At 70.1% G+C, this 24,886-nt stretch carries 22 protein-coding genes and 1 riboswitch; of the genes, 5 read left to right on the forward strand and 17 right to left on the reverse strand.

From position 1 onward, the window contains the following. Position 1: 1 nt before the first annotated feature. Together FG154_RS07295 and FG154_RS07300 are read right to left on the reverse strand one after the other, a co-directional pair. Positions 2–1,018 carry a hypothetical protein gene (locus FG154_RS07295; RefSeq protein ID WP_145106029.1) on the reverse strand — a complete coding sequence of 339 codons (1,017 nt, stop codon included), beginning with the start codon at positions 1,016–1,018 and terminating at the stop codon, positions 2–4. After that, on the reverse strand, positions 1,018–1,443 hold the full coding sequence (locus FG154_RS07300; RefSeq protein WP_145106032.1) for a DUF2267 domain-containing protein: 426 nt from the start codon (positions 1,441–1,443) through the stop codon (positions 1,018–1,020). Before FG154_RS07300 ends, FG154_RS07295 begins: the two co-directional genes overlap by 1 nt. A 101-nt stretch (positions 1,444–1,544) precedes the next feature. Between FG154_RS07300 and FG154_RS07305 the strand changes: the two genes are divergently transcribed. Together FG154_RS07305 and FG154_RS07310 are read left to right on the forward strand one after the other, a co-directional pair. Then, complete coding sequence (locus FG154_RS07305) at positions 1,545–2,513, forward strand: ribose-phosphate diphosphokinase (RefSeq protein ID WP_246100162.1); 969 nt, start codon at positions 1,545–1,547, stop codon at positions 2,511–2,513. A gap of 31 nt (positions 2,514–2,544) precedes the next feature. Continuing rightward, a complete protein-coding gene (locus FG154_RS07310; protein WP_145106037.1) occupies positions 2,545–2,964 on the forward strand; it encodes a CBS domain-containing protein in 420 nt (139 codons plus the stop codon). A 56-nt stretch (positions 2,965–3,020) separates the two neighbouring features. On the opposite strand, the gene FG154_RS07315 is transcribed toward FG154_RS07310, so the two are convergent. From FG154_RS07315 to FG154_RS21395, 6 genes are all read right to left on the reverse strand, one after another. Beyond that, positions 3,021–3,668, reverse strand: coding sequence for a BON domain-containing protein (locus FG154_RS07315; protein ID WP_145106040.1), 648 nt, complete (start codon positions 3,666–3,668; stop codon positions 3,021–3,023). A gap of 114 nt (positions 3,669–3,782) precedes the next feature. Next, entirely contained in the window at positions 3,783–4,709 is a 927-nt protein-coding gene (locus FG154_RS07320; protein ID WP_145106043.1) for a hypothetical protein, read from the reverse strand. A gap of 341 nt (positions 4,710–5,050) precedes the next feature. Beyond that, positions 5,051–6,175 carry a helix-turn-helix transcriptional regulator gene (locus FG154_RS07325; RefSeq protein ID WP_145106046.1) on the reverse strand — a complete coding sequence of 375 codons (1,125 nt, stop codon included), beginning with the start codon at positions 6,173–6,175 and terminating at the stop codon, positions 5,051–5,053. Between the two features lie 82 nt (positions 6,176–6,257). Beyond that, the gene (gene csgH / locus FG154_RS07330) at positions 6,258–6,659 is read right to left on the reverse strand and encodes a curli-like amyloid fiber formation chaperone CsgH (protein ID WP_145106047.1); all 402 of its coding nucleotides are present in this window, start codon (positions 6,657–6,659) and stop codon (positions 6,258–6,260) included. Further along, positions 6,656–7,000, reverse strand: coding sequence for a curlin repeat-containing protein (locus FG154_RS07335; RefSeq protein WP_145106050.1), 345 nt, complete (start codon positions 6,998–7,000; stop codon positions 6,656–6,658). Before FG154_RS07335 ends, csgH begins: the two co-directional genes overlap by 4 nt. Positions 7,001–7,064: 64 nt before the next feature. Continuing rightward, positions 7,065–7,736 (reverse strand): hypothetical protein, encoded by a 672-nt coding sequence (locus tag FG154_RS21395; RefSeq protein ID WP_246100164.1) that lies wholly within the window; start codon positions 7,734–7,736, stop codon positions 7,065–7,067. Between the two features lie 15 nt (positions 7,737–7,751). After that, a riboswitch (cobalamin riboswitch) is annotated at positions 7,752–7,930 on the forward strand. A 45-nt stretch (positions 7,931–7,975) separates the two neighbouring features. Here FG154_RS21395 and bluB point away from each other — a divergent pair. After that, entirely contained in the window at positions 7,976–8,668 is a 693-nt protein-coding gene (bluB, locus tag FG154_RS07345; protein WP_145106053.1) for a 5,6-dimethylbenzimidazole synthase, read from the forward strand. Between the two features lie 43 nt (positions 8,669–8,711). Here bluB and FG154_RS07350 read toward each other — a convergent pair whose 3' ends face one another. Beyond that, positions 8,712–11,339 carry an HAD-IC family P-type ATPase gene (locus FG154_RS07350; RefSeq protein ID WP_186312309.1) on the reverse strand — a complete coding sequence of 876 codons (2,628 nt, stop codon included), beginning with the start codon at positions 11,337–11,339 and terminating at the stop codon, positions 8,712–8,714. Between the two features lie 437 nt (positions 11,340–11,776). On the opposite strand from FG154_RS07350, the gene FG154_RS07355 reads away from it, so the two are divergent. Further along, positions 11,777–14,968, forward strand: a complete 3,192-nt coding sequence (locus FG154_RS07355; protein ID WP_145106059.1) for a DEAD/DEAH box helicase — start codon at positions 11,777–11,779, stop codon at positions 14,966–14,968. 52 nt (positions 14,969–15,020) lie between these two features. On the opposite strand, the gene FG154_RS07360 is transcribed toward FG154_RS07355, so the two are convergent. Further along, positions 15,021–15,455 carry a c-type cytochrome gene (locus tag FG154_RS07360; protein WP_145106062.1) on the reverse strand — a complete coding sequence of 145 codons (435 nt, stop codon included), beginning with the start codon at positions 15,453–15,455 and terminating at the stop codon, positions 15,021–15,023. Between the two features lie 179 nt (positions 15,456–15,634). Then, positions 15,635–15,988: a hypothetical protein gene (locus tag FG154_RS07365; protein ID WP_145106065.1), complete on the reverse strand. Its 354-nt coding sequence runs from the start codon at positions 15,986–15,988 to the stop codon at positions 15,635–15,637. 403 nt (positions 15,989–16,391) lie between these two features. On the opposite strand from FG154_RS07365, the gene FG154_RS07370 reads away from it, so the two are divergent. Then, a complete protein-coding gene (locus FG154_RS07370; protein ID WP_145106068.1) occupies positions 16,392–17,561 on the forward strand; it encodes an acyltransferase family protein in 1,170 nt (389 codons plus the stop codon). 57 nt (positions 17,562–17,618) lie between these two features. Here the strand turns inward: FG154_RS07370 and FG154_RS07375 are convergent, their stop codons facing one another. The 6 genes from FG154_RS07375 to FG154_RS07400 all read right to left on the reverse strand — a co-directional run bounded on the left by FG154_RS07375 (position 17,619) and on the right by FG154_RS07400 (position 24,883). Beyond that, the gene (locus tag FG154_RS07375) at positions 17,619–19,331 is read right to left on the reverse strand and encodes a GMC oxidoreductase (protein ID WP_145106071.1); all 1,713 of its coding nucleotides are present in this window, start codon (positions 19,329–19,331) and stop codon (positions 17,619–17,621) included. Positions 19,332–19,836: 505 nt separating this feature from the next. Continuing rightward, the gene (locus tag FG154_RS07380; protein WP_145106074.1) at positions 19,837–20,415 is read right to left on the reverse strand and encodes a DUF1190 domain-containing protein; all 579 of its coding nucleotides are present in this window, start codon (positions 20,413–20,415) and stop codon (positions 19,837–19,839) included. 16 nt (positions 20,416–20,431) lie between these two features. Continuing rightward, complete coding sequence (locus FG154_RS07385) at positions 20,432–21,652, reverse strand: glutathionylspermidine synthase family protein (protein ID WP_145106077.1); 1,221 nt, start codon at positions 21,650–21,652, stop codon at positions 20,432–20,434. A 78-nt stretch (positions 21,653–21,730) separates the two neighbouring features. After that, complete coding sequence (locus tag FG154_RS07390; RefSeq protein ID WP_145106080.1) at positions 21,731–23,002, reverse strand: PAS domain-containing protein; 1,272 nt, start codon at positions 23,000–23,002, stop codon at positions 21,731–21,733. A gap of 374 nt (positions 23,003–23,376) precedes the next feature. Continuing rightward, a complete protein-coding gene (locus tag FG154_RS07395; protein WP_145106083.1) occupies positions 23,377–24,105 on the reverse strand; it encodes an SDR family oxidoreductase in 729 nt (242 codons plus the stop codon). Positions 24,106–24,118: 13 nt separating this feature from the next. Beyond that, a complete protein-coding gene (locus FG154_RS07400; protein ID WP_145106086.1) occupies positions 24,119–24,883 on the reverse strand; it encodes an SDR family NAD(P)-dependent oxidoreductase in 765 nt (254 codons plus the stop codon). Positions 24,884–24,886 lie beyond the last annotated feature (3 nt).

Genomic DNA, 24,886 nt, shown 5'->3' on the forward strand with positions numbered 1-24,886 from the left:
GTCAGCCCAGCAGCCGGGCGGCCAGATCCAGTCGCACGCGCGCCCGTTCGCGGAACTTCGCGGGGTCGGAGCAGGCGGGGTCAAGCAGGTGATCGAGGGCCAGCCTCGCCCGCGTCAGGCAGTGATGCAGGCGGAAGGTCTTCAGCAGCCCCCGCGAGGGCGGCGGAAAGCCCGCACCCTCCAGATGACGGACCAGACGGGGCGCGATGTCGGGCCGGCCCAGCAGCGCACATTCCTGCCCGAGGAAAGCCACCTCGTCGTGCGCATCCGCAAGGCGGAAGTCGCGGGCAAACTCAACCCGGTCGAAGAGGATGGGCGGCAGCGTCAGGCAGACATGCTCGGGGCGCAGGTCGCCATGTCCCTCGCGCACGAAGCCCAGGGCCTCGCGCCGTGCGATCTCTCGCCGTCCGCCCTTCAGGCGGTGCAACAGGGCGGCCGAGAGCCCCGCGATGTCGGCACCGGGCACATGTCCGGCCATCGCGGCGAGATGACCTGCGTTGATCGTGGCCTCATGCAGCAGGTGGCGGAGATAGGCGCCCTCGGGGGCGCCCCGCGTTGCGCGCCAGAACCCGGCGAGACGGCGCCCCAGCGCCTCGATCTCGGCCGGGCCGGGCCCGCGACCCTCCAGGATCAGCCTGTCGAGCATCCGGTCCGAGGGCAGCCGTCGCATGTGGACGAGCCATTCCAACACCTCGCCGCGCCCATCAAGCCCGAGGCCCGAGGCGGTCCGAACCACCGGCAGCAGACCGCGATAGACCTCCGGCCCGGCCAGTTCGCGGTTGAGCCGCACCTCGGCCGCGCAGGCGCGGTGCCGGGCGGGCAGCAGGCGCAGATCCTGTGTGGCGGTCTGCAGCGGCCGCTTCATCTTCAGCACGCGGTCGGGGAACAGGAAGACGCGCGCGAGGTGGGTCTCGACCACCCGCTCCAGCCCCGGCAGCCGCGCCAGACAGGCCGCGGCGTCCTCGGCTGGGGGGGCGGCCTCGGGGGACGCGGGCGCACCGGCCGGCGCCCGGCCCATCACATCCAGAGATCGCGCAGCGGCCGCCGCATGGCCCAGGCGACCTGCTGGAACTCTCCCATCGAGACATGCCGCCGCAGCAGGTCGAAGACGGCCGCCACCGCGACATCGGGCTCCGCCAGGGGCTCGGTCGGGAAATGGCGCGTGACACGTTCGAGGAAGTCATCGACCGACCGCGGATGAACCGGGGTGCGCGACGGCACCCATCCCTCGAAGAAGATGCCGCGGATCAGCAGCGGCAGTTGCGCGGCCAGATCGGCCGCCTCGTCCACCGTCAGGAAGTCGCGCACCGTCTGAAGCGTCGTGCGGAAGAGCAGGTAGGCCCGGGCCCGATCCGACCAGCCGAGATCCTCCTGCAGCTCGTTCAGCCATTCGGCCACCACCTGAGGCGCGTGATCGAGGCTGGCAATCCCCGAGATCTTCATGGCGCACTCCTTCCCGGAATGATCGGATGATGGGCCGCAGAGCCGCGCCCTCAATGACTGTCGTCAATGCCGCACCCGGCCCTGCGGGCGGATCGTGGGCCATGCTGTATTTCGACCTCACCCCGTCCCATCCGCTCGGCCATGCGGTCGCCCGCAGGGCGGGCCTTTCGGTGGCCATGCACGATGCCCGCGCCTTTTCCGGCGGCGAGCACAAGCTCAGGCCGCTCGTCAGCGTCCGGGGACACGAGGTCTGCCTCTTTTCGGTCCTGCATGCGGGTGAGGTGGGATCGGTGAACGATGCGCTGGTGCGGCTGCTGCTGTTCGTGGCCTGCTGCCGGACCAACGGGGCGGCGCGCGTGCTGATCGTCAGCCCCTGGCTGCCCTACATGCGCAAGGACCGCCAGACGAAGGCGCGCGATCCGGTGAACACGGCCGGCGTCGCGCGGCTGATCGAGGCGGTGGGAGTTGACGCGCTGATCACGCTCGAGGTCCACAATCTCGCCGCCTTCCAGAATGCCTTCCGCTGCGCGACGGTGCATCTCGACACCTGTCGTCTCTTTGCGACCGAGATCCTGAGCCGCAGCGCGGGCCATCCGCTGTGCCTCGTGTCGCCGGACGGCGGCGGGGTGAAGCGCGCCGCGCTCCTGCGCGATGCGGTCGAGCAGGTGAGCACGCGGCCCGTCGGCTTCGGCTTCATGGAGAAGCACCGGTCCGAGGGCGTCGTGTCGGGCGATCTCTTCGCGGGCGAGGTGGAGGGCCGGACGGTCTGGATCGTGGACGACATGATCGAGAGCGGGGGCACGCTTCTGCGTGCGGCCCGTGCCTGCGCCGAGCGTGGCGCGGCCGAGGTGCATCTGGTGGCGACGCATCTCGTGGACGCGGCCGCCGTCGCCCGGCTGGCCGATCCGGCGGTGGGCAGCCTCACCGTCACCGACAGCGCGGTGCCGGCCGAGCCCGCCCCGCACCTTCACTGCCTCTCGGTCGCGCCGCTGATCGGGGCCGCGCTGGCCCAGATCCACCGCGGTGGCCCCGTGGGCCCTCTTCTCGATCCCACCGGACCGCCGGACTGACCCTGCAACCCGGACACCACAGGAGGAGACGATGGAAGTTCGCGAAGCCATGCACAAGCCGGCCGCCTGGGTCGAGGCGGACACTCCGGTATCCGAAGTCGCCCGGCAGATGAGAGCCGACGACATCGGCGCGCTGCCCGTGGGGCGCGATGACCGGCTGATCGGGATGATCACGGATCGGGATCTCGTGCTTCGGGTGCTGGCCGAAGGGCGCGACCCTAAGACGACCAAGGCCAGCGACGTCATGACCGAGGGCGTCGTCTGGTGCCGGACGAGCCAGCCGATCTCGGATGCGATCCACCAGATGGAGGAGCGCAGGATCCGCAGGCTGCCGGTGATCGACGACAACAAGCGGCTCGTGGGCATGCTGGCGCTCGGCGACATCGCCCATTCCGCGACACGCGATCTGACGGCCGAGGTGGTCCACGCGGTTGCGGATCATCACGCCTGACATTCGGCCGCCATCCGCAGGGGCCGCCCGACGCGGCGGCCCCTCGCCCTCGGCGATCAGACGACCGACAGGCGGTCCCGCACGTCGACCACGCCCGGAGCGGCCCATACGGCCTGTTCAGCCGCGCGCCGCTCGCCGATGCTGTGCACCTTGCCGTCGAGCGTGACGGTGCCGCCCGAGACCTCGACCCGGATGTCGGACATTTCCAGTTCCGCCCGCCGCTTGAGCGCCCGTTCGATGCGCAGCCGCAGATCGGCCGGGCTGAGTTTCGTCGCGATCACGATCGCGTTCGAGATCCCCACGACGCCGGCGATGCCGCGGATCGAATGTTCGGCCGCCTCGCGCTGAAAGTTCCACTCCACCGCGCCGCTCAGCGTCACCCAGCCCTTCGCGACCTTCACCTTGACCGCGTCGGTCGGAACCGAGGCGTTCCACTTCAGCACGTCGAGCACCCGGCGGGCGATCTCGTCGTCGGCGGTCACGTTGGCGCCCACGGGCCGCACCTCGATATCCTGGGCGATCCCGCGCACCCCCTTGATCGAGGTGACGACCTGCTCTGCCTTCAACCGCTCGTCATAGGTGCGGACATGGCCGGTCAGAAGCACGATGCCGTTCTCGACCGACACGCCGATATGGGCCGCATCGAGGCTCGGCTCGAACTCCAGTCCGTCGAGCACGTCCTGGCGGATGTCCAGATCTCCCATCTTCTCTCCTCCTCCTCTGCTCTGGCGCCGCAAGGCGCGTGCATGTTCCTCCGTCTGTGCGGCAGGCCGGCGGCCGCGTCATTGATTGTTCTCATCGTGAGAGAGTCGGCCGCCTCAGAACAGCCAGGCGAAGGACATCCCGATGCGGAAGTCGTGCAGGCTCTCGTCAGCGATGCGGCGGCGGCGGTGAGGTTCGCCTGTGCCTTCGTAGCTCAGCGCGCCTTCCGTCGTCTGGCCCAGCAGGATGCCGGGTGGCCCGGTGTCGCGCAGGCGGGGAAGGCCGGCGGCCAGTTCGCCCGACAGGAAGAGGCTGAAGCTTCGGCCGCCCCCCAGGTCGCGGTCGAGCACCGCCGAGACCTGCCCGAAGCGCGTGACGCCCCGCCACGACTGATGCTCCACCGCCAGCGGGATCTGCCGAAGGCCCGCAACCCCGCTTGAGCCCGCGCCGGTATAGTCGGCCCAGGACAGGCCCAGCCCCGCCAGCAACTCGAGCCCGAGCCCCCAGCCCTGCCCGAGCCCGCGACGCAGCGAAAGACCCGTTCCCAGCCCCACGCCGGATGCCACGAGCCGGTCGTCCGTGCGGAATCCCGGTTCGGGGATCCGGGTACCGGAGATCGACTCGGCGATGTCGAGGCCAAAGCCCGTGCGCGCCTGATGACGGCGTTCGGTCAGCTCGAGGCTGGCGAGCGGCAGCAGGCTCCAGCGGCCGAGGCTGTGCTCGGGGCCCGCGACGGTGAAGCGGTAGTGCCGCCCCGTCACATCGTCCGACGCAAAACGCCGGATCTCGGCCTCCTGCGCCGCGCCCTCCGACAGGACGAGCAGTCCACCCGGGTCGATCAGCGCGGCGTAAGCAGCGGTGCTGTCCTGCGGACCGGTGACGAGCGCCACGAAGAGACCACCCGCCTCGGTCGGGCTGTAGGCGTGCTGCGTGATGGCGGCTTGCCCGGCCGGCGAGAAGGCCTCGCTCTGGATGGTCGTACCGTCGGGTGCCTCGATGCGGGCCCGGGCCGAGTTTCCGTGCGCATCGTGGCCCGAGGCCACGGCAAGGCGCCCCTGAAACGGCTGCCCCCCGCCAGTGCCATCGGCCGGCCGGCTTCGGGATGCCGCGTGGCGGTCGCGTGGCTCCGTCCGCTGAAGCCACCCCCCGCGAGCCCCAGCCGGAACTCCGACCGTGGCCTCGGATGCGGCAGCTCCCTTGCGGGTCCGGCCGTCACCGGCAGGAGGGGCGCCCCGTCGGACAGGACGTTGCGCAGACGCTCCGCCAGGTTCGCGGCCCGGCCCTCCGGCTCTTCCGCGATGGCGGCCACCGGCAGCAGCGCGAGCGCCATGCACCAGCCGGCGGCGCCCGCCGCCCCGGTCCTGCGGGCCATGGTCCTTCCCCCTCAAGCCGGCACCGAAATCGCCAGTCGCGTCAGCAGTGCGACGAGCTGGGACTGGCGCGCGGTCTGTGTCTTGCGCAGGACCGAGACCATCTGGTTGCGCAGCGTCTGCTTCGACATTTTGCGGCGCTGCGCCTGATCCGAGATCGTCTCGCCCGAGATCAGCGACATGGCCAACTCGGACTCGCGCGCGGAGAGGCCGAAGGTGCTCCAGAGGATCTCGTGGTTGAGCAGGAGCGGCTCTCCGGCGTCATGAAGGGTGATGCCGATCCACGCACGGCTGGGACGGTAGGGCGCGGCCTTGCGCCCGAGGGGCGCGTTCTGCAGCCGCGTCAGCGTCACGAACTTGCGGGTCAGCCCCTCGCCGGAAAAGGACAGGAAGCCCGTCCGCTGGCGGCTTGCGTCGCCCAGCCGCCGGACCAGCGCCCCCAGTTCCGCATCCGCCGTCGGGCTGCAGGCCGTCAGCCGATCGCCGGGCCCCACGAACAGCCCGTCAGGCCGCAGCGACAGCCCGCCCGCCCGCGTGTTCAGGTTGACCACCCGCCGGTCCGCATCCACCACGAAGGCGGGAAAGGGCACCAGTTCCAGAACACCCGCCGAGGAGGGATCGCTGATCGGGTCGCGCGTGGCGAGATCCTCGATCCGCGCCGCACGCACGAGATGCGAGACATGGGCGGTCAGGAGCCGGCGGCTCGAGCTGCGCATGGCGGCATCGGACCGGCGCGGATAGCGGATCTCGACCAGCATCTGCGCCTTGCCCGAGCGGTTGAGGACCACGCCCGTGCCGCACTCCAGTTCGGGAGGCGGTGTCGCATCGGGAGGACGGCTCCGCGACAGGTCGGCTGCTTCCTCCTGATAGATCCGCCCGACCGGCTGCTGCCAGCGCCCTCGCAGCCAGGCCTCGGCGGGGCGGCGGCGCAGCCGCTCCAGCGTCGCGGCACTCAGCTCTCCCCCGCGGTGCAGGATGAAATTGCCCGCGGGGGCGTCGTCGTTCTGGCCGATGACGAGGACCGTAGCCTTCGTCGCAGCTTCCGTCAGGAGGTCGAGTATCCCGGCGATCAGATCGCCGTCGAGGGCCCGATCGTAGAGGTCACCGACATGGCCCGGAAGCAGTGGCAGGAGTTCCATGAAACCCTCCGTACTCGCCATTGCTTCGATGGTCGGCGCAGCCGGGGCCGCCGGCATTGACTGCGGTCACCGCGCCAGGCAATCAGGAGGTGAATTGGCACAGTTCCCGGCCATTCGAACGGATCGACAGGCGTGCCTGAACCGTGCCTGCCCGTCCGGCCATGACCTGAACGCGGCTCAGGACGCTTTGCCTGTGCGGCTCGAGCACGAAGCGCCCCCGCTGAACCGTATTCGAGACGCCGCCCGCCCCGCGCGACGACACGGTGAGATCATACTCCCCCTCAACCCGCCGCGCCGCCCAGGCGAGCCCCGCATATTCCGTCAGGCCGCCGTTCGACGTGATGCGGATCTCGCACCGGATCCCGTCGCCCGCCGCTCCGCCCGACGGTTGCTCCTCACCCTGCACGGCGCCGCACAGGGACAGGATCGCGGCGCCCGAGGCCAGCAGCCGCCGCCCCGCCGCAGGACCGAACCTCAGGGTCATTTCGGCACCGTCTCGAATTCGACGGTGACGCTCGATCGTGCGTTGCCCCCCGTGCGGGTCTCGGTCCCCGCGGCTTGCTGGTAGCGGCTTGAGACCTGAAGCCCGGCAAAGCCCTGGAAATCGCCCTGCTGGGTGATGTTGCGGACATGTCCGTCGCCGCTTTGAACGCTGATCGCGACATTGCCCTTGCCGCTTTGCGAGATGGTGGAACTGTTGTTCGACCCGATCTGTGTGGTCGAGGCGCGGTTGCCCCATGACCTGTCGCTCAACGGCATCTCCTGCGCGGCGAGGAGCGCAGGTGTCAGGATCAGGGCAGACGTCATCATCATGGATCTAAGCATGGCATTTCCCCGTTCAGGAATGAGGTTTGCGACGGCCCCTTCCGGGGCCGCCGGCTGCTCATGTTCAGTCATGCTGATCCGTGATCGACACGTTGCCCACGCCCGACTGATAAGTCTCGGACATATGGCCCCGGACGCCGGACTGGTTCGTCATCGACCCGTTGCCGATGCCGATCTGGCCGGTGAACGAGTTGTTGCCGATGCCGCGCTGCATCGTTTCGGACAGGTTGCCGATGCCGCGCTGCATCGTCGTGCTGGAGTTACCGATCCCGAGCTGACCCGTGTAGGAGCGGTTCCAGTCTCCGCCCTGCGAGGTCATCGACCCATTGAAGGATCCCAGCTGCTCGGTGACCGACAGGTTTCCCGCACCGGCGGCACCAACGGCGAGAAGGCTCAGAGCAACGGCCGAAAGGAAGAGCGTTTTCATTTTCAATCCCCTTGTGAAAAATCCGATCTCTCTGATCGGCAAGGGGATGCTCTCACCCTGGCCGAGTCGGCGGGGATGGGAAAGCGTCATCCGATCCGGCGCGACAACCGGATCGGCGGTGCAGATGTCGTCGGTTGGCGGTGTCTGCGCCTCTGACAGGTACAGATGCACCGGAAGTTGCCGCGTCCGCCACGGCCTGGCCGCTGCGGATCGCAGACGCCGGATGGCGGGCAGGGCAAACGCGGCCTGCCGTCCGCCGGATGCGCGCTCGGCAGGTGCGGCGCCGGGCCTGTCCGGGGCAGGTTGCACTTCCGCTTCCGATCTGGTCTCAGCGGTGCGTCAGGTGCCGCCCGCGGGCGGAGAATCGGGAAGCCGGTGCAAGTCCGGCGCGGGCCCGCCGCTGTAACGGGGATGCTTCGGGCAGGAGGCCACCGGTTCGCCGGGAAGGCGCCCGAGGGCAGGTGAACCGGAGCCAGAAGACCGGCCTGACAAAGAGGTTCCTGCCGCGTGGACGGCGGCGGGATCGTCATGACCAGAGGATCCGATCCATGTCGGCATCGACCCTTCCGCAACCCCTTCCCGCCCGCCGCTTCACCGAAGCCGAGCGCCAGGCCCTCCACGACATCATCGCCGAGCGCCGCGACGTCCGGGACGAGTTCCTGCCCGATCCGGTGGATCCGGCGGCCCTCCGCCGCGTGCTCGAGGCGGCGCATCTCGCGCCCTCGGTCGGCTTCATGCAGCCGTGGAACTTCATCCTGATCCGCGACGCCGCCCGCCGCGCCGAAGTGCACGCCGCCTTCCGCCGCGCCAACGACGAGGCCGCCGAGCTGTTCCCGGAGGACAAGCGCGACACCTACCGCTCGCTCAAGCTCGAGGGGATCCTCAAGGCGCCGCTGAACATCTGCGTGACCTGCGACCGCAACCGCTGCGGAGAGGTGGTGCTCGGGCGCACCCACAATCCCGAGATGGACCTCTATTCCACGGTCTGCGCGGTTCAGAACCTGTGGCTGGCGGCGCGGGCCGAGGGGCTGGGGGTCGGCTGGGTCAGCATCTACCGCGAGGAGGAGCTTCGCTCCATCCTCGGCATCCCCGAGGCGGTGAAGATCGTGGCCTATCTCTGCGTGGGCCATGTGGATCGCTTCTATGCCGCACCCGAGCTTGCGCTCAAGGGCTGGCGCCAGCGGCTGCCACTGGACGATCTGCTGATGGAGGAAGGCTGGCAGGCCGACCGCGCGCTCTGAAGGGCTGCCGCCGGCCGATCCCTCGGCCGGCGGTCGTGAGGCGTCACGCTGTCCTGCGGCTGTCGCTCCGGGTGAGGCCGAGCCGGATCTGCTTCTCGATCTCGATCAGGGCGAAGAACACCGCGCCCATGGCGACGACCAGGAGGCCGTCGGCGGTCGGAACCGCCTCGGTGCCGAGGAGGCGCTGCAGGAACGGCACATAGGTGACGGCCAGCTGCGCCGCCGTTACTGTGGCGACAACGATCCAGACCACGCGCGTTCCCCGCACCGCGGCCCATGTCAGCGAGGTGCCGTGGATGTTGCGGATGAAGAAGAGATGGAAGATCTCGAGCACCACGAGCGTGTTCATCGCCATCGTCTGCGCCAGGGCGAGCGGATAGCCGCGGTCGATGGCATAGCTGAAGATGCCGAACACCGCGGCAAGGAACAGGAAGGCCACCAGCACCACATGCCAGACCAGTCCGCCCGTCAGGATCGGCATGTCGCGCCGCCGGGGCGGGCGGGACATCGTCCCGGCCTCGGTGGGCTCGAAGGCCAGCGCAAGCCCCAGAGTGACCGCGGTGATCAGGTTGATCCAGAGGATCTGGACCGCCGTCACCGGCAGGGCGAGGCCGGCCAGCACCGCCAGAACCACCACGAGCGACTCGCCCGCGTTGGTGGGCAGGGTCCAGCTGATCACCTTCCTGAGATTGTCATAGACCGTGCGGCCTTCGCGCACGGCTGCGGCGATCGAGGCGAAGTTGTCGTCGGCCAGCACGAGATCGGCGGCTTCCTTGGCCGCCTCCGAGCCCTTCTGGCCCATCGCGATGCCCGCGTCGGCGCGCTTGAGGGCGGGCGCGTCGTTGACCCCGTCGCCCGTCATGGCGACCGACAGACCCGAGGCCTGCAGCGCGGTCACTAGGCGCAGCTTGTGCTCGGGGCTGGTGCGGGCAAAGACATCCACGCTCACCACCTCGAGGGCCAGTTGCGCCTCGTCGAGCCGGTCGAGATCGGCGCCCGTCAGAACCCGCGAGGGGTTGGCCAGCCCGATCCGGGCTGCGATGGCCGCGGCGGTGCCGGCGTGGTCCCCCGTGATCATCTTGACCCGGATCCCGGCCGCAAGACAGTCGGCCACGGCGGTGATCGCCTCGGGGCGCGGCGGGTCGATCAGCCCCACGAGGCCCAGGAACTCCAGCCCGCCCTCGAGGTCTCGGGGGTCGATTGCATCCCCCGTCGCCGGCCGCTCGGCGAGGGCCAGCACCCGCAGACCCTGATGCGCCATCGCCTCGGCGCGCGCGTGCCAATGGTCGAGCGCGATGCCCTTGCACATGCGCAGAACACGCTCGGGCGCGCCCTTCACATGGATCAGGCGGGCGCCGTCCTCTTCGGTCAGGACCGCCATGAAGCGGTGCCGCGAGTCGAAGGGGATGGCGTCGTGCCGCACGGGGTCCGGCGCGGCGTCCGCGGCCTTGCGGGCAAAGGCGAGAAGGGCGCCTTCCATCGGATCGCCCTCGACATGCCACACCCCGTCGCGGAGCGCGAGGGCCGCGTCGTTGCACAACCGCGCCGCGCGGGCGAGGCGGGCGAGGTCCCCCTCGGGCGTGATGCGGCCCTCGGGCGCGTACCCCTCACCAGAGATGGCGAACGCCCCGTCGGGTGTCTCGGCGGCGGCGACCACCATCTCGTTTCGGGTGAGCGTTCCCGTCTTGTCGGTGCAGATCACCGAGACCGACCCGATGGCCTCGATCGCGGGCAGGCGGCGGACGATGGCGTTGCGCCGCGCCATCGACTGCACGCCCACGGCCAGCGTGATCGTCATGACCGCCGGCAGGCCCTCGGGGATCGCGGCGACCGCCACGCCCACCACGACCATGAACATCTCGCCAAAGTCACGGTGCCCGACGAAATACCCGTAAAGCAGCAGCAGGGCCGCCGCGATCAGGATCAGGAACGACAGCCAGCGTGCAAAGTGGTCCATCTGCGCCACGAGCGGGGTGGTCAGCGTCTCGACCCCCGCGAGCAGCTTGCCGATCCGGCCGATCTCGGTCGCGCGGCCGGTGGCCACCACCAGCCCGGTGGCGGTGCCACTGGTGACCAGCGTTCCCGACCAGAGCATCGAGCGCCTGTCGCCCAGTGCGGCCTCCGGTGCAACGGGCCCGGTCTCCTTGGCGACGGGAACGGACTCCCCCGTCAGGATCGCTTCCTGCGCGGCCAGCCCATGCGCCCTGAGAACCCTCAGGTCGGCGGGAACCTTGTCGCCCGCCTCGAGCAGCACGATGTCGCCCGGCACCAGCGCCGCGCCATCGACCGTCTGCCGCACCCCGTCCCGCAGGACGGTCGCATGAGGAGCGAGCATGCCGCGGATCGCGGCCATCGCCGCCTCGGCGCGTCTTTCCTGGATGAAGCCGATCACGGCGTTGGCCAGAACCACGGCGAGGATGACGCCCATGTCCACCCAATGCTCGAGCACGCCCGTCACCACGGCAGCGACAAGGAGCACATAGATCAGCACATTGTGGAACTGCGCGAGGAAACGCATGACCGGGCCCCGCGGCCGCGCCTCGGGCAGGCGGTTTGGTCCGTGCAGATCGAGCCGACGCTCCGCCTCCTGCGAGGTGAGGCCGTGGGGGCAGGCATCGAGGCTGGCGAGGCAGTCTTCGGCGGGTCGGCTGTGCGGGTTCTCGAGAGACACGTCGGATCTCACAGCGCGCGCCCACCTGCGGTGCGCATGGGGTGCATGCCCGTCACGAGGCGGCGAACGCCCCTTCCTCTCAGCTCGTCCATGATCCTGCTCCTTTCTGCGGCATGCGGGCTCTCCGCGCAGGGCGCGACGGCTTGGGCGACGCGGCCGCTTTCCCGCCCCGCCAGGACCCGCCGTCGGATGTTGCCCGCGCAGTATGGACAGGTTTGCCGTCCATCCATCTGAGATGGATCAAGTCCGGCCCGCCGGTGCGCGGCGCCTGCGGGGGCTTCGTCCGCCCCTGCCGGGCAAGGGCGCGGGGTCGGTGCGGTGGCGTGTCAGGGGTGCGGGGGGAACCATCCGGGGGGCCCCGTCATTTCTGCCGGCGACATCAGGGCGGTGACAGCTTGAGCAAGCTCGTCCACGCCGGGGCGGGGTGACCGGGCGACATGGACGAACAGATACCGATCGGCCTCGAGGCCGTCCTGCTGATGCGGGGCCTGCCTGACGCGGCCGGCAGCCTGCTTCATGTCACGTCGGGCGAGCGGCGCGCCGAGGCACTGGCGCGCTTTCTGGCGTCGGCCCTGCCCGAACGGGCGGTTCGTCTCTTTCCTCCGTGGGATTGCCTGCCCTTCGACAGCGCCTCGCCCTCGCCCGAGGTCATGGGGCGCCGGATGCGGGTGCTTCATGAACTGGCCCACGGCGCGGAGGGGACGCTCGTCGTGGCCTCGCTCGGGGCGGTGCTGCAGCGCGTGCCGCCGCCGGGCGCGATGCGCAGCTTTCGCATCCGGGTGGGCGAGAGGCTGGACGCCGAGGCGCTGCAGAACTTCTGCCTCGGCGCGGGCTACCGCTCGGATGGGCGGATCGACGAGCCGGGCGAGATCGCGGTCCGCGGCACGACCATCGAGATCTTTCCCGCCGGCCACGAGCTGCCCTGCCGCATCGAGACCGCCGGAGACATCGTGGACTCGCTGCGCAGCTTCGATCCCGTGAGCCAGCGGTCGCTCGATGAGCGGACAGGGCTGGAGCTGCTGCCGGTGACCGAGCTTCCGTCGGTCGGAGAGGCGCACGAGCGGGGCGCCGAACATCGTCTGCCGGAGGCCTGGCCGCATCTGGCGACGCTGGCCGCGCATATGGGGCAGCCGCGCATCACCGCGTCCGCCGCCGCCGCGGCAGGGGTCCGGGGTCGGCTTGCCCGGATCGCCGAGGCCCACAGCGATGCCGAGGAGGGTGGTGCGCGTCCGCTGGCGCCGGACCGGCTCTACCTCGATCTCCGGGAGTGGGAGGCGCTGGCCGCCGTTCCGCTGGAAGAGCCGGCCGCTGCGTCCGTGCCGTCCATTGCCGCCGAGCGGCGCCCGAGGGATCGGCTTGCGCGGTTCCTGACCAAGCAGAACGAGGCCGGGCGCAGGGTCCTCTTCTGTGCGGGATCGGCGACCGAGGGGGGCCGGATCGCGCGCATGGTCCGCCGCGCAGGGGGCGCCGAGCCCGCCGAGGTGCCCAACTGGGCGGCCTTTCGAGACTCGGACAGCCCGCTGGCCCTGCTCGTGGCGACGCTCGACCGGGGCTTCGTGAGCGGCGATCTCGCCGTCATCGCGGCGCCGGATCTGCTGGGGCGGCGGGCCGGGCAGTCGGCCGATGTCGCGCCCGGCCTGCCTCCCACCTTGCTCGATCCCTCGGCCTTTGCGCTGGGCGACATCGTGGTGCATGAAGAGCACGGACTTGCGCGGCTGGACGGGCTGGAGCCGATCGAGGATGCGGGCACCGAGATGATCCGGCTGGTCTTTGCCGGCGACCAGCGGCTGCTCGTGCCGGTCAAGGAGGCCGGGAGGATCTGGCGCTATGGCTCGGATACGGGCGAGGTCGCGCTTGACCGGCTCGGCTCGGGCGTGTGGCGCAGGCGGCGGGCGGAACTGGTTCGGACGCTCGAGGCGCTGGGGGCGGAACTGGCCCGGCTGGCCGCCGAGCGGGCGCGCGCGAGGGCCCCCTCCTACGAGCCGCCGCAGGCCGCCTACGAGCGGCTTTCGGCGCGCTTTCCCCATCCGCTGACCGCGGATCAGGAGGCGGCGGTCCGGGCGGCGCTGACGGATATCGGCTCGGGCCGCCCGATGGACCGGCTGGTGATCGGCGACGTGGGCTTTGGCAAGACCGAGGTGGCCTTGCGGGCGGCCGCCGCGGTCGCGCTGTCGGGGGCGCAGGTTGCGGTGGCCTGTCCGACGACGGTCCTCGCCCGCCAGCATTACCAGAGCTTCCGCCGCCGTTTCGCGGGCTTCGGCATCGAGGTGGGGCATCTGTCGCGGCTGGTCACGGGAAAGGCCGCCGCCGCCGTGCGCGAGGGGCTGGCCGATGGCCGCATCCGCATCGTGGTGGGCACCCACGCGCTGGTCGGCAAGGGCGTCACCTTCGCCGAGCCCGGCCTTCTGGTCATCGACGAGGAACAGCGATTCGGCGCCGAGCACAAACGCAGGCTGCGTGACCTGGGGCGGGGGCTGCATGTCCTGTCGATGAGCGCGACGCCGATCCCGCGGACGCTGCAGGCGGCGCTTGCCGGTCTGCAGGACCTGTCGGTGATCGCCACGCCGCCCGCGCGGCGCCGGCCGATCCGCACGCTCCTGGCCGAGGCCTCGCCCGCCACGATCCGGCAGGCGCTGGTGCGCGAGCATCGGCGCGGCGGCCAGAGCTTCGTCGTCGTCCCGCGCGTCGAGGACATCGCGGACACCGCCGACCGGCTCCGCGACCTCGTGCCCGAGATGGTGCTGCGGATCGCCCACGGCGGCCTGCCCGCGCGCGAGATCGACGAGACGATGGTCGCCTTTGCCGCGGGCGATGGCGACGTCCTGCTGGCCACCAGCATCATCGAAAGCGGCCTCGACGTGGCGCGGGCGAACACGATGCTGGTGCTGCGGCCCGAGCTGTTCGGGCTTGCGCAACTTCACCAGTTGCGGGGGCGGGTCGGCCGCGGTGCCCTGCAAGGATATTGCTACCTGATGGACGAGGCGGGCGAAGAGCCGGGCGAGGAGGCCCGCAAGCGGTTCGCCATCCTGCAGTCGCTCGACAGGCTGGGCGCGGGGATGGCGATCAGCGCCGCCGATCTGGACCAGCGCGGGGCCGGCGACCTGCTGGGGACGAAACAGGCGGGCCATGTCCGGCGGGTGGGGCTTGGCCTCTATCAGGAGATGCTGGCGCAGGCGCTGCGGCAGGCGCGGGGCGATCCGCCCGCCCCGCCGCCGGTCGAGCTTCAGGGAGAGACCGGCCATATCCCGGCCGATCATGTTCCCGAACCCGAGCTGCGGATCGAACTCTATCACCGCATCGCGCGGGTGGCCGATCCGGGCGAGGCCGAGAGTCTGGCCGAGGAAGTGGCCGACCGCTTCGGTCCGCCGCCTCCGCCCTTGCAGGCCCTGCTGACCGAGGCCCGCCTGCGGGCGCTTGCCGCCCTTCTTGGCGTCGAGCGGGCCAGCCTCGGGCCGGAGGGGGTGGCGCTTGTCTTTCGCGAGGGGATCGACCCGGCCGCAGAGTTCGGCGAGGCGGCCCGGCGGGACGGTCTGGAGCTGGAGGGGCGGCAACTGGTGCTGCGCCGGCCGACGCCGGGCGCGGCCGAGCGGCTCCAACTGGCGGCCGATCTGCTGGAGGGGCTGGCGTAGGTCAGCCTGATGGGGCGGGAGCCGGCGGGCCGGCTCTCCGCTTCGGGTGCGCTCAGTCGCCCGAGATCTGCCGCTGGTAGTTGGCCTCGCGCTCGGGCCATGTGCTCTTGATGTAGTCGAGCACGGCGCGGATCTCGGCCTCGGTCAGGCTGTCGCCAAAGCCCGGCATGTCGCTTTCGTAGCCGTTGCCGACGATGGCGGCCGTGCCCTCGCGGATGATCGCCAGAAGCTGTTCATCCGGGTGGTGCCAGGTGTGGCCCGAGGCATCGTGCGGAGGAGCGGGCAGGCGGCCGCTCGGCAGCCGCTCGCGCCAGTCCGGCTGGCCTTCGAGATTGGCCCCGTGGCAGGCGGCGCATTCGTCGACATAGACCTGACGGCCGAGGGCGAGAGTGGCGGGGTCCGCCGCGGTGGGGGCCGGGCCCGGCAGGAGAAGCCAGAGAGCGGCGGCGGCGGCGAGGCCCGCGGCCAGGAGGACAAGGCGCTTCATAGCGGCGCCTCCGTGGCGGGCGAGGCGGGGGTCGCAGCCCGTTCGGGTTCAATGGCAAGCGCGGGCGGAAAGGGGGGCGCTGCCGCAGGAAGGCGGTGCAGGTGCAGGAAGATCATCTCTCATCCCTGAGGTTCCGCACGAGGCGGATGTCGGACAGGACCGGCGCGGGGCCGGCCGGCTCAGGCGGCGGGATGACGTCTCGGCGGGCGATCCTCGGGGGGCGGGTGGCGGCTCGCCGGCAGTGGGTTCCAGTCCGGCAGCTGCCGCACGCCGAGCCCGAGCCGCAGGAGCATGAGCACAGGATCGGGCAGCACCGAAGGCGCGATCGCGCAGGAGACCGCACAGACAAGCCCATCGGCCCCATCGTGCTGTCCGGCGCCGGGGCAGCAGGGCGCGGGATCTGCCCCCGCATGCGCCACCGCCGCATCCGCCGCCATGTGGCCTGCGCTGGCCGCGTGCGCGACCGGACCCGCCACAAGGGCGACCGTGACGAGCGCGAGGCAAAGGAGGCGCAGGATCAGAACCCGGATCATCGGCCCAGATTACAGCGCCCGCTCGTCCGGCGGAAGGGTTCCTGTGCACGGCTGCGGCCACAGGGTGCGGATGGGTTCCCATCGGCGCTGAAAACTGGTTTGGCCGAAGCCTCTCCCCCCGGCCTGTCGCTTCAGGGGCTGCCGCGCGGTCTTCCGGTCCGCCGCGCCGTACCAAGAACGCTCCTCACAATCCGTCGAGCGGCCCGTGGTGAGCGGGGACTTGCCCGCAAGGCGCGGCTGCATGGGCGCAGAATGGGGCTTACCCAGCGTCAGCCACACGTACGGGCCGGAGGAGGGGTGGACAGTGCCCCCGCGACCCATACCCTAGAGCGTGTTGTCGTTCCGGGCACAGGGCTGCCCGATGAGCTCGTGATCCACCCTCAGACCAACTGGAGCGTTTTCCATGGCTTCCATGGCCGTATCGGCATTGCCGACGACCCGGATCGAGGCTTTCGATGGCCTTCGGGGCGTCGCCGCAGCCATTGTGGTTCTCTACCACTACCTCTGCCTGATGCATCCCAACCTGGCGCCGTCGATGGGCTCGAGCCTTGCCGCGCTGGCCGACACGCCGCTCCACATGCTCTGGAACGGACGCTTTGCGGTGGCGGTGTTCTTCGTGCTGTCAGGCTTTGTCATGGCGGCCGCGGCGGACCGGCGCCGCGACGCGCCGATCTCGAACGCGGTGACGCGCTACCTGCGCCTTGCCCTGCCGGTCACGGTCAGCTGCCTGCTCGCCTGGGTGTGGCTCTCGGCCTTTCCCGACAGCGCGCGCTCTCTGCAGCAGACGCTCGCCGAGCCGTCGCGCTGGCTGAACTTCACCTATCAGGAGCCGATCCGGCCCGCCTGGTACGCCGTGGCCGACGGGCTCGCCGCGACCTTAGTCCGTGGCTACTCACGCTTCAACAACGTGCTCTGGACGATGAGGATCGAGCTTCTCGGCTCGCTCGGGATCTTCCTGCTCTATTTCCTGGCGCAGGGCAGGATCCGGCTCTATGCGCTGGTGGCCTCGGGCCTTGCGGTCGTTGCGTGGCTGCCGGATTCCTACCTGGCCTTCGTCCTCGGCGCCGCCTTTTACGAGGCGCACCGGCGCGGGGCCCTGCTGCCGGTACCGCCTGCGGTGCCGGTCGCGGCGCTGATCGCCGCGGTCCTTCTCGGGTCGCCCGGTGAGGGGGCTCACCTGCGTCTCGATCTGCCGGATGTGCCCGAACAGTGGCATGTGGGCCGCCCGAGGGGCCTTGTGCCGGTGCTGGCGGCGGGGCTTCTGCTCTATGCGGTGCTGACGCTGCCTGCGCTGGCCCGGATCTTCGCGGCCCGCGTGCCGGTCTTTTTCGGGCGCATCTCCTTCGGCCTGTACCTCGTGCATGTGCCTCCGCTCTATACGGTAGTGGCGTGGGCGCATCTGAACGGGGCGCCCGAGGCGCTGATCGCCCCCGCCTATTTCGCCGGCGTCCTGCTCCTCGCCATTCTGTTCACCCTCGCCGTGGATGAGCCGCTGCTGCGGCGCCTTGCCGATCTTCGCAGGGCGCTTGCCTCGGGGGATGCGCATCAGGCCCTGTTCGGGCGCCGTCAGTGAGGATGGCGTGCGGGCCCCGGCACGGCCGCGCGACGGTCAGTCGGTGGTCTTCGCCCCTCAGGGCATGGCCTGCACGGCGGCCGCGACCGGGGGCAGCTCGACGAGCGGCCGCGGCAGGGCAGGCTCGGACGTCGTGAGCGCCAGGACGGGTGCGGGCGCAAGCCGGTCGAGCAGATGATCGGCAAGGCGGAAGGCCAGGCAGGTCAGCAGCAGCGTCGGGTTCACCGCCCCCGAGGTCGGGAAGACCGATGCTCCGGCAACATGGAGGTTCGGCACGCCGAAGACGGTGCAATCGCTGTCCACCACACCCCTCTCGGGGGACGTGCCCATCCGGGTGGTGCCGATGTGGTGGCCGCCCTGCGAGATCAGACCCTCGGCGGCCTGATCGGGCTGCATGAGAAGGCGGCCGAACCCGTGTCTGGGCATCAGCTCGGCCAGGTGTGCGAGGCTTTGGCGCACACCTTCGAGGGTCGGCGCGGTCACCTGCCAGTCGAGGCGGATTCGCGGCATGCCCCAGTGGTCCCGGCTGTCGCCCAGGGTGATGCGCGAGGACGGATCCGGGAGCTGCTCGGCGTTGATCTCCAGACGGTAGTGACGGTCCGGGCGAAGCAGGAACACCGAGGGCAGCTTGCGCCGGGCGAGAATGCGCTTTGCCATGATCACCGGCACATAGGCCGCCAGAGTGCCCGGATCGCGCAGGATGTTGGCGACATGGGCGGCCGGATCGCGCCAGCCGTTCCGCTGCGCGAGCACCTCGGCGGGATGGCTGTGGTATTCCTTGGGAAGGAGCGCCTTGGCCAGATGAACCGCCGACAGGATCGGATCGTGGTGGGACGGGTTCCAGAAGGGCGGCGACACCGGGCGCCAGACCGCATTCGGCAGACGCTCCCTGAGGCGGAGGGCCGGCGAGAGCCGGATCAGGCTGCGGGCATAGACCCCGTCGCGGGTCCGGCGGTAGTCGATGCGCGCCTGATCGAAGGCGGGCGAAAGGTCCAGCTCTCCCACATCGCCGATGAGATGCGTCATGTAGTGGCGTCCGAGCTGATCGCTGTGGTTGCCGATCCCGCGCAGGTGGACGTTCCTCGAGGCCAGGAGCAGCCGGGCGGTCTCGATCCCGCCGCAGGCAAGAACCACATGCCGCGCGCGCAGAAGGTCGCTGCATCCCGACCGCCGGTCGATGGTCCGCAGCCCCTCGACGCGGGTGCCGTCGGACGAGAGGTCCACCCGCACCACCACATGATCGGTCAGGAGCCTGAGGTCGCTCTGCGCACGCAGGCTGTCGCGCATCTTGCGCCAGAGGTTGGTCGGGCGCGAGAACCGTTCGATCAGGTCAAGGTCGAGGTCGATCTGCGGAGAGCGGCTTCGCCATGCCGGCGTGTCGAAGGCCGCCTCGTCGAACTGCGGCTCGCCGCAGTCGAGGAAATCCGCTGCCGCCCGCTGGTGGCGCTCGATCTCGGCGGGGTCTATGGGCCAGCCGGTCCCGTCGCCGCCGATGAGATAGTCGGCCTGATCGAAGGGAATGCAGCGCCCGCCCCAGACGGTCGAGGATCCCCCCAGCATGCGCCGGCGGTAGAGATGCGCCGCAGGATGCCTGGGCCCCACCTCATTCTCGGCGGAGAGGCTGTCCTGTTCGTCGTGCCGGTCGCGTTCGGCGTTGCCGGCCTCGATCAGAACGAGAGAGAGGCCGCGTCCGACAAGTCGGCTGGCAACGGCCAGACCGGCGGGACCGCTTCCCACGATGGCGACGTCGAAGGTTGGATCCGCTTCCATGTCACCCCGCACGACTGAAAGACAGCGAGAGGCTTTCACGCGCCTCTGGTTGCAGGGTACGATCTCTGTGGCCCCTGTCCACGAAACTGGAGGTTGAGCCGCTGCTTTCCTTTGGGGGATCAGGCGGATAGCGGCTTTTTTCGGCAGGCCGGACGTGGCGCTTCGTCTTTTGGCGGAAGGTCGTGCGGCGGTTTCCGGGCTCGAAGACGATAACCTGCGGCTTTCGGATGCGGGAGACGCGCCGTCGGGATGAAGATGTGGCCGAACTGCGGGATTCGCGGCGACGCGGCCCCCGCCACGGCGTTGCAGGATCAGGCCTCTCGGGCGCGAACATTGCCGGATCGGGAATGGACCGGCCGGGCCGCGACGACCCTCGGGCAGGCCGCAAGGGCCTTGCCGGGCCGATATCGGTCCTGGGTGAAGATCGCCGCGGCGACCTGTGCGATGCGAGGGTGCCCGCGCCGGGTGGGGCGGGCCTGCGCTGGTGCGCGGGACGCCGCGGGCGTCAGGTGCCGACGCTTCGGCCCGTCGCGCTGTTGCCAAAGCCGCCGCGCGAGGTGACGGTGGTCTTTGTCATCGGGGGCTTGCCGATCGTCGTCGGGGGGCGGTTGAACTGGCTCGGCGACAGCTGGGTGCGGCCGGTGTTGCCGGAATAGGCCGTGGTGCCGGTGGCGTTGGTGAACCGGCCGTCGGAGCCGCGGTAAAGCGGCTGTGCGGCCGGCATGCCGCGGCCGAGCATGTTGCCGATCAGGTAGCCCGCAAGGAGCGGCATGAAGATGCTGCCCATCCCGCCGCCGCCCGAAACCTGCTGCTCGCTGCCGCAGGCGCCCTCGCCGTGCTGCTCCTCGCAGACCTCGAGGCTGTCGTAGCGCGGGGCGGACTCGAGATGGATCTGCTGCGCCTCGGCGAAGGCCGCGTCGCAGTCGGCCGTGGAAAAGTCGGTGCCTCCGGTCTGGGCCGCGGCCCGGCAGCTGTCGAGGTCGGGAAAGGCCTGAGCGTCCACCTGCTCTTCGCGGCAGCCCGCCAGAGTGAAGGCGGCCGCGCCCACGATGCAGAGGGCGACCCGGTGCGAGCGTTTGCGCATGGCTTCTATCCTTCGGTCAGTCGCGTATGTAATGCGGTTTGAAGCGCGAGAGATCCTGCGTGATGCGGCCGCGATCCTCGCGGACTCCGATGCCGCAGCAGGCCTCTCCCACCACCCAGGCGCCGATCACCGGGCGGAACCCGCCATGAACCGGCAGCGGATGGTAGGCCTGCACGATCCTGGGGTGGGCCGCATAGGTGGTATCGGGGGACGCCTCGGTGACCTCGCCGCGCTCGACTATCGAGATGGAGGCCCCCTCGCGCGAGAACAAGGGCTTGATGACATGTTCCGTTGCGAGACCGGGCACGCGGTCCAGCGCCTCGGCGGTGCCGGGCGCCGTGCGCCGGCCGGCGGCGGCCGCCTCGACATCGTCGAGGAAGAAGGCCGGCAGCAGGTTCGGGTGGCCCTCGAACATCTGCCAGAGCACCGGCAGCAGCCCCTTGTTCGAGACCACGGCCTTCCAGGCGGGCTCGAGCATCAGGCAATCGGCGTTCTTCAGGTGCGCCGCGAACGGGTCGCGGAACAGATCCTCCCACGGGTAGAGCTTGAAGAGGGTGCCGATCACGCGGTCTTCGGCATCGGTGAACTGGCCCTCGGCCGAGAGGCCGATCCGCTGCAGATCGGTGTAATGGGCGCCCATGCCGGCTTCGCGGGCGGCCCAGGCCATCGCCTCGACCGTGGCGTAATCCTCGGGATTTCCGGCCATGGCCGCAAAATGAAGGTCGGTGTCCGGGGCAAAGAGCGTGCGAAACCGCTCGACCAGCGCCTCGTGGATGCCGTTGAACTGATCGTCGGTCTCGCGCAGGACGCCCGCGGCGATCTGCTCTTCCAGCCAGATCCACTGGAACGAGGCGCTCTCGTAAAGCGAGGTGGGCGTGTCGGCGTTGTATTCCAGGAGCTTCGCGGGCCCGGTGCCGTCATAGGCGAGGTCGAAGCGGCCGTAGATCTCGGGCTCGTGCCTCCGCCAGCTTTCGGCCACGAAATCCCGGTGCTCTTCGGGAATCGCAAGGCGCGCCATCAGTTCGTCGCTCTCCACGATCCGCGCCACCGCCTCGCGGCAGAGGCCATGCAACTCGGTCGCGGGTTCCTCGATGTCTTCCTCGATCTGGCGCAGGCTGAACTGATAGGCCGAGCTTTCGTCCCAGTAGGGTTCGCCATGCATGTCGGCGAAGGTGAAACCCAGCTCGGCAGCCCTGTCCCGCCAGCCCGGCCGTTCCGGTAGATCGTCTTTCAGCATTCTGGCCTCCTCGGTGACGAGGGACGTAGCGCACCCTGGCCCAAACATCCACCCGCGCCGGTCAGGCGGCCCCGCGGGTCAGGCCCTCAGGGCGCGTGCGACCGGCGGCGGCACGAGGCGCACATCGGTTGCGGCGGCCGCCTCCTGGATGTCGCGCCCGTGGGACATGATCTCTGTCAGACGCACCCCCATCTCATCCTGGAAGCGGTCGAGCTGCGCCACGATGTGATCCAGCTCGCCCCCCGCGCAGGCGGTGGCCGCACCTTCGACGCGGCACTGCATGCGGATCGCGTCGAGCGCGTTGATGCGGTGGCGCATCTGGGCAAGCTGCGCCTCTAGGTCGAGGGCCATGCGGGCGGCGCGCTCGTTGCACTCCTGCGCGCGGCCCCGGTAGAAGGCGGCCGCGGCCGAGAGCCGCTCGCGTTCGGCGGCGGGATCGCCGAGCCCCGCCTCGGCATCCCGGGCAAAGGTTTCCGCCATCTCGTCGAGCAGCCCCGTGGCCGCCTTGAGGAACAGGTTCTCGCCGGCCGAGCCCGCGATGCTTGCGAAGGCCCCCGCGGCCGACTGCCGCTCGATCCAGGCGGACAGGTCCCGCGAAAGGGATGCGTAATTGTCGGCGATCGCGCCGAGCGCGCGGCCGTTGCTGCCGAGGTGCCCCGCCACGATGCGCAGGTTGATCGCGATATGCAGCGCCTTTCGCAGCATGTCGCGGACCGGCTTGATACTGGCCGCGATGCGGTCGGCCGCCCGCGCGGCGCTGGCTGCGGGGACCAGAGCGGGCGGCGTGCAGCCGGCCCTTTCGGCGCGATGCGCCAGCTCGGCCGCGAGCGCCTGCGCCTGAAACGAGTCATAGCCGGGAAAGCCCGCGGCCTTCAGCCTCAGCATCAGTTCGGCCGCCCCTTCGGCGGGCGTGGCGCCCTGTGCCTCGGCGGCCAGAAGCTCGGCGTAGATGGCCCGCACCTGGTCGAACATCGCGGTTCCGGGCTTGATCCGCACCGACAGGAAGCCTTCGCCCACGGGCACCACCACGGCAAAGACCCAGTAGGCCCGTCCGTCCAGCGCGCGGTTGCAGACATAGACCCCGGTGGCGCAGCCGGCCTTCAGCCTCTCCCACAAGAGATGAAAGGCCGCCTTGGGCATGAGCGGATGGCGGACGATGCGATGGGGCGCCCCGATGAGGCGAGAGCCCTCGTAGCCCGAGACCCGGCGAAAGACCGCGTTGCCCGCATGGATCACGCCCCGGTCATCGGTGCGCGAAAAGAAGATCTCGTCGAAGTCGAAGGGAACCTCGCCATCCCGGACGTCTGAAGGACGGGCGGCGACCAACTCTGCGGTCCCGTGAAATGCCATGTTCTACCCTCTGGAGCGTCCGGCCGACACGGCCCGTCCCTCCGCCGCCACCGATACTGCACAGGCAACGGTGTCTGGAGCCTTGTCACACGGAAGTAAAGAAAGGCTTCCGGGTGGATCTGTCTGCCGGTCGGGGGGGCGGGTCGTGTCCTTTAACCATGAAAAGACTTACGAAAGTCGGTCATCCCATTCCTTTCCGGCCCGGATGGGCATGACCGCATGTCGCGCGGGACGCGATGTCGCGGCCGCCCGCGCGGCGGGTAGGCGTTTCCGGCGGCAAGGAACCTCGGGTTGCAGCGGTCGAACGCCGCGCAAGGCGGCGGCGAGAGCAGGCTCGCCGCCGCAGGCCGGGCCAGCGAGGCCGAGGCCGTTCGTCAGATGTCGAAGTTCGATGGCAGCACGATCATGTCGCGGATCGTGACGTTGCGCGGCCGGCTGAGCATGTAGAGGACGGCATCGGCCACCTCGGCAGGCTCGATCAGCGCGCCGTTCTCCTTGGCCTTGCGCAGGTTCTCCTCGGGCCAGTCGGCCAGCAGCGCCGAGATCACCGGCCCCGGCGAGACCTGCCCCACGCGGATGCCCTGCTTCATCAGCTGCCGCCGCATGGTCTGGACAAAGCAGGTGATCGCCCATTTCGAGCCGGAATAGACCGGCTCCCACGGGATCGCCGAATGGCCCGCGACCGAGCACGTCACGACGATGTCGCCCGAGCCGCGCGCGCTCATGTGCGGGATCACGGCATGGACGTTCTTCATCACCGCATTGACGTTCAGGTTCAGCATCCGGTCGATGGCGGCGGGGCTGGTTTCGAAGAGGTCGCCGCCGATGTAGCTGCCGGCGTTGCAATGCAGGATGTCGATCCGGCCGGTCTTTTCCAGGATTTCGGGCACCATCGCGTCGCAGCTTTCGGGGTCGAGCAGGTCGGTCACCTGCGCAACGCAGGCCGGGCCCAACCGCGCGCCCATCGCCTCCAGCGCCGCGCGGTCGCGGTCCACCGCCACCACGGTCGCGCCTTCGGCCAGAAGCGCCTCGACCGTTGCCAGCCCGATGCCCGAGGCGCCGCCGGTGATGACGGCCACCTTGCCGTCGAAACGTCCGCTCATCTTCAGTCCTTTCTCAGTGGGTGATGTAGCCGCCGTCCGCCACCAGGGTGGCGCCGGTGACGTAGGAGGCGGCATCCGAAGCGAGGAACAGGACGCAGGTCGCCATCTCCTCGGGCTCGCCGAAGCGGCCCATCGGGGTGTTCTCGGTCCAGACGCGGTTCATGTCTTCGTTGGCGATGCCCTTGGCCGTCATGTCGGAGACCACATAGCCGGGGGCCAGCGCATTCACGCGGATGCCGCGGTGCGCATATTCGTAGGCCATGACCGTGGTCATCTGGTGCACCGCCGCCTTCGAGGCGTTGTAGGCCACCTGCAGCTGCGGCTTGTTCGCCACGAAGCCCGAGATCGAGCCGATGTTCACGATCGAACCCGCGCCCTGCGCCAGCATCGGCCGCACCGCGGCGCGGGCGATGCGGAAGGGGGCAATGAGGTTCGTCTCCATGATCCGGGCGAGGCGCGTGTCGTCGAACTCGTGGAAATCGCCGCCGTCGGCAACGCCCGCGTTGTTCACCAGCACATCGAGCCGGCCGAAGCGGTCGAGCGTGGCCTGCACCAGCGCATCCGGCACCGCCGGGTCGGTCACGTCGCCCGCCACCCAGGCGAAGCGGTCGGGATCGGCGGCGACGAGCGCGCGCACGGCCTCGGTCTCGGTGCGGGCGGTCATCATGATGCGCGCACCGGCCTCGGCGAAGAGCTTTGCGATCGCAAGCCCGATGCCGCGGCTTCCGCCGGTGACGAGCGCGACCTTGCCATCGAGGCGGAACTTGTCGAGGGACATGGC

Origin of the sequence: Cereibacter sediminicola (assembly GCF_007668225.1) — a bacterium.
GTDB lineage: Bacteria > Pseudomonadota > Alphaproteobacteria > Rhodobacterales > Rhodobacteraceae > Cereibacter_A > Cereibacter_A azotoformans.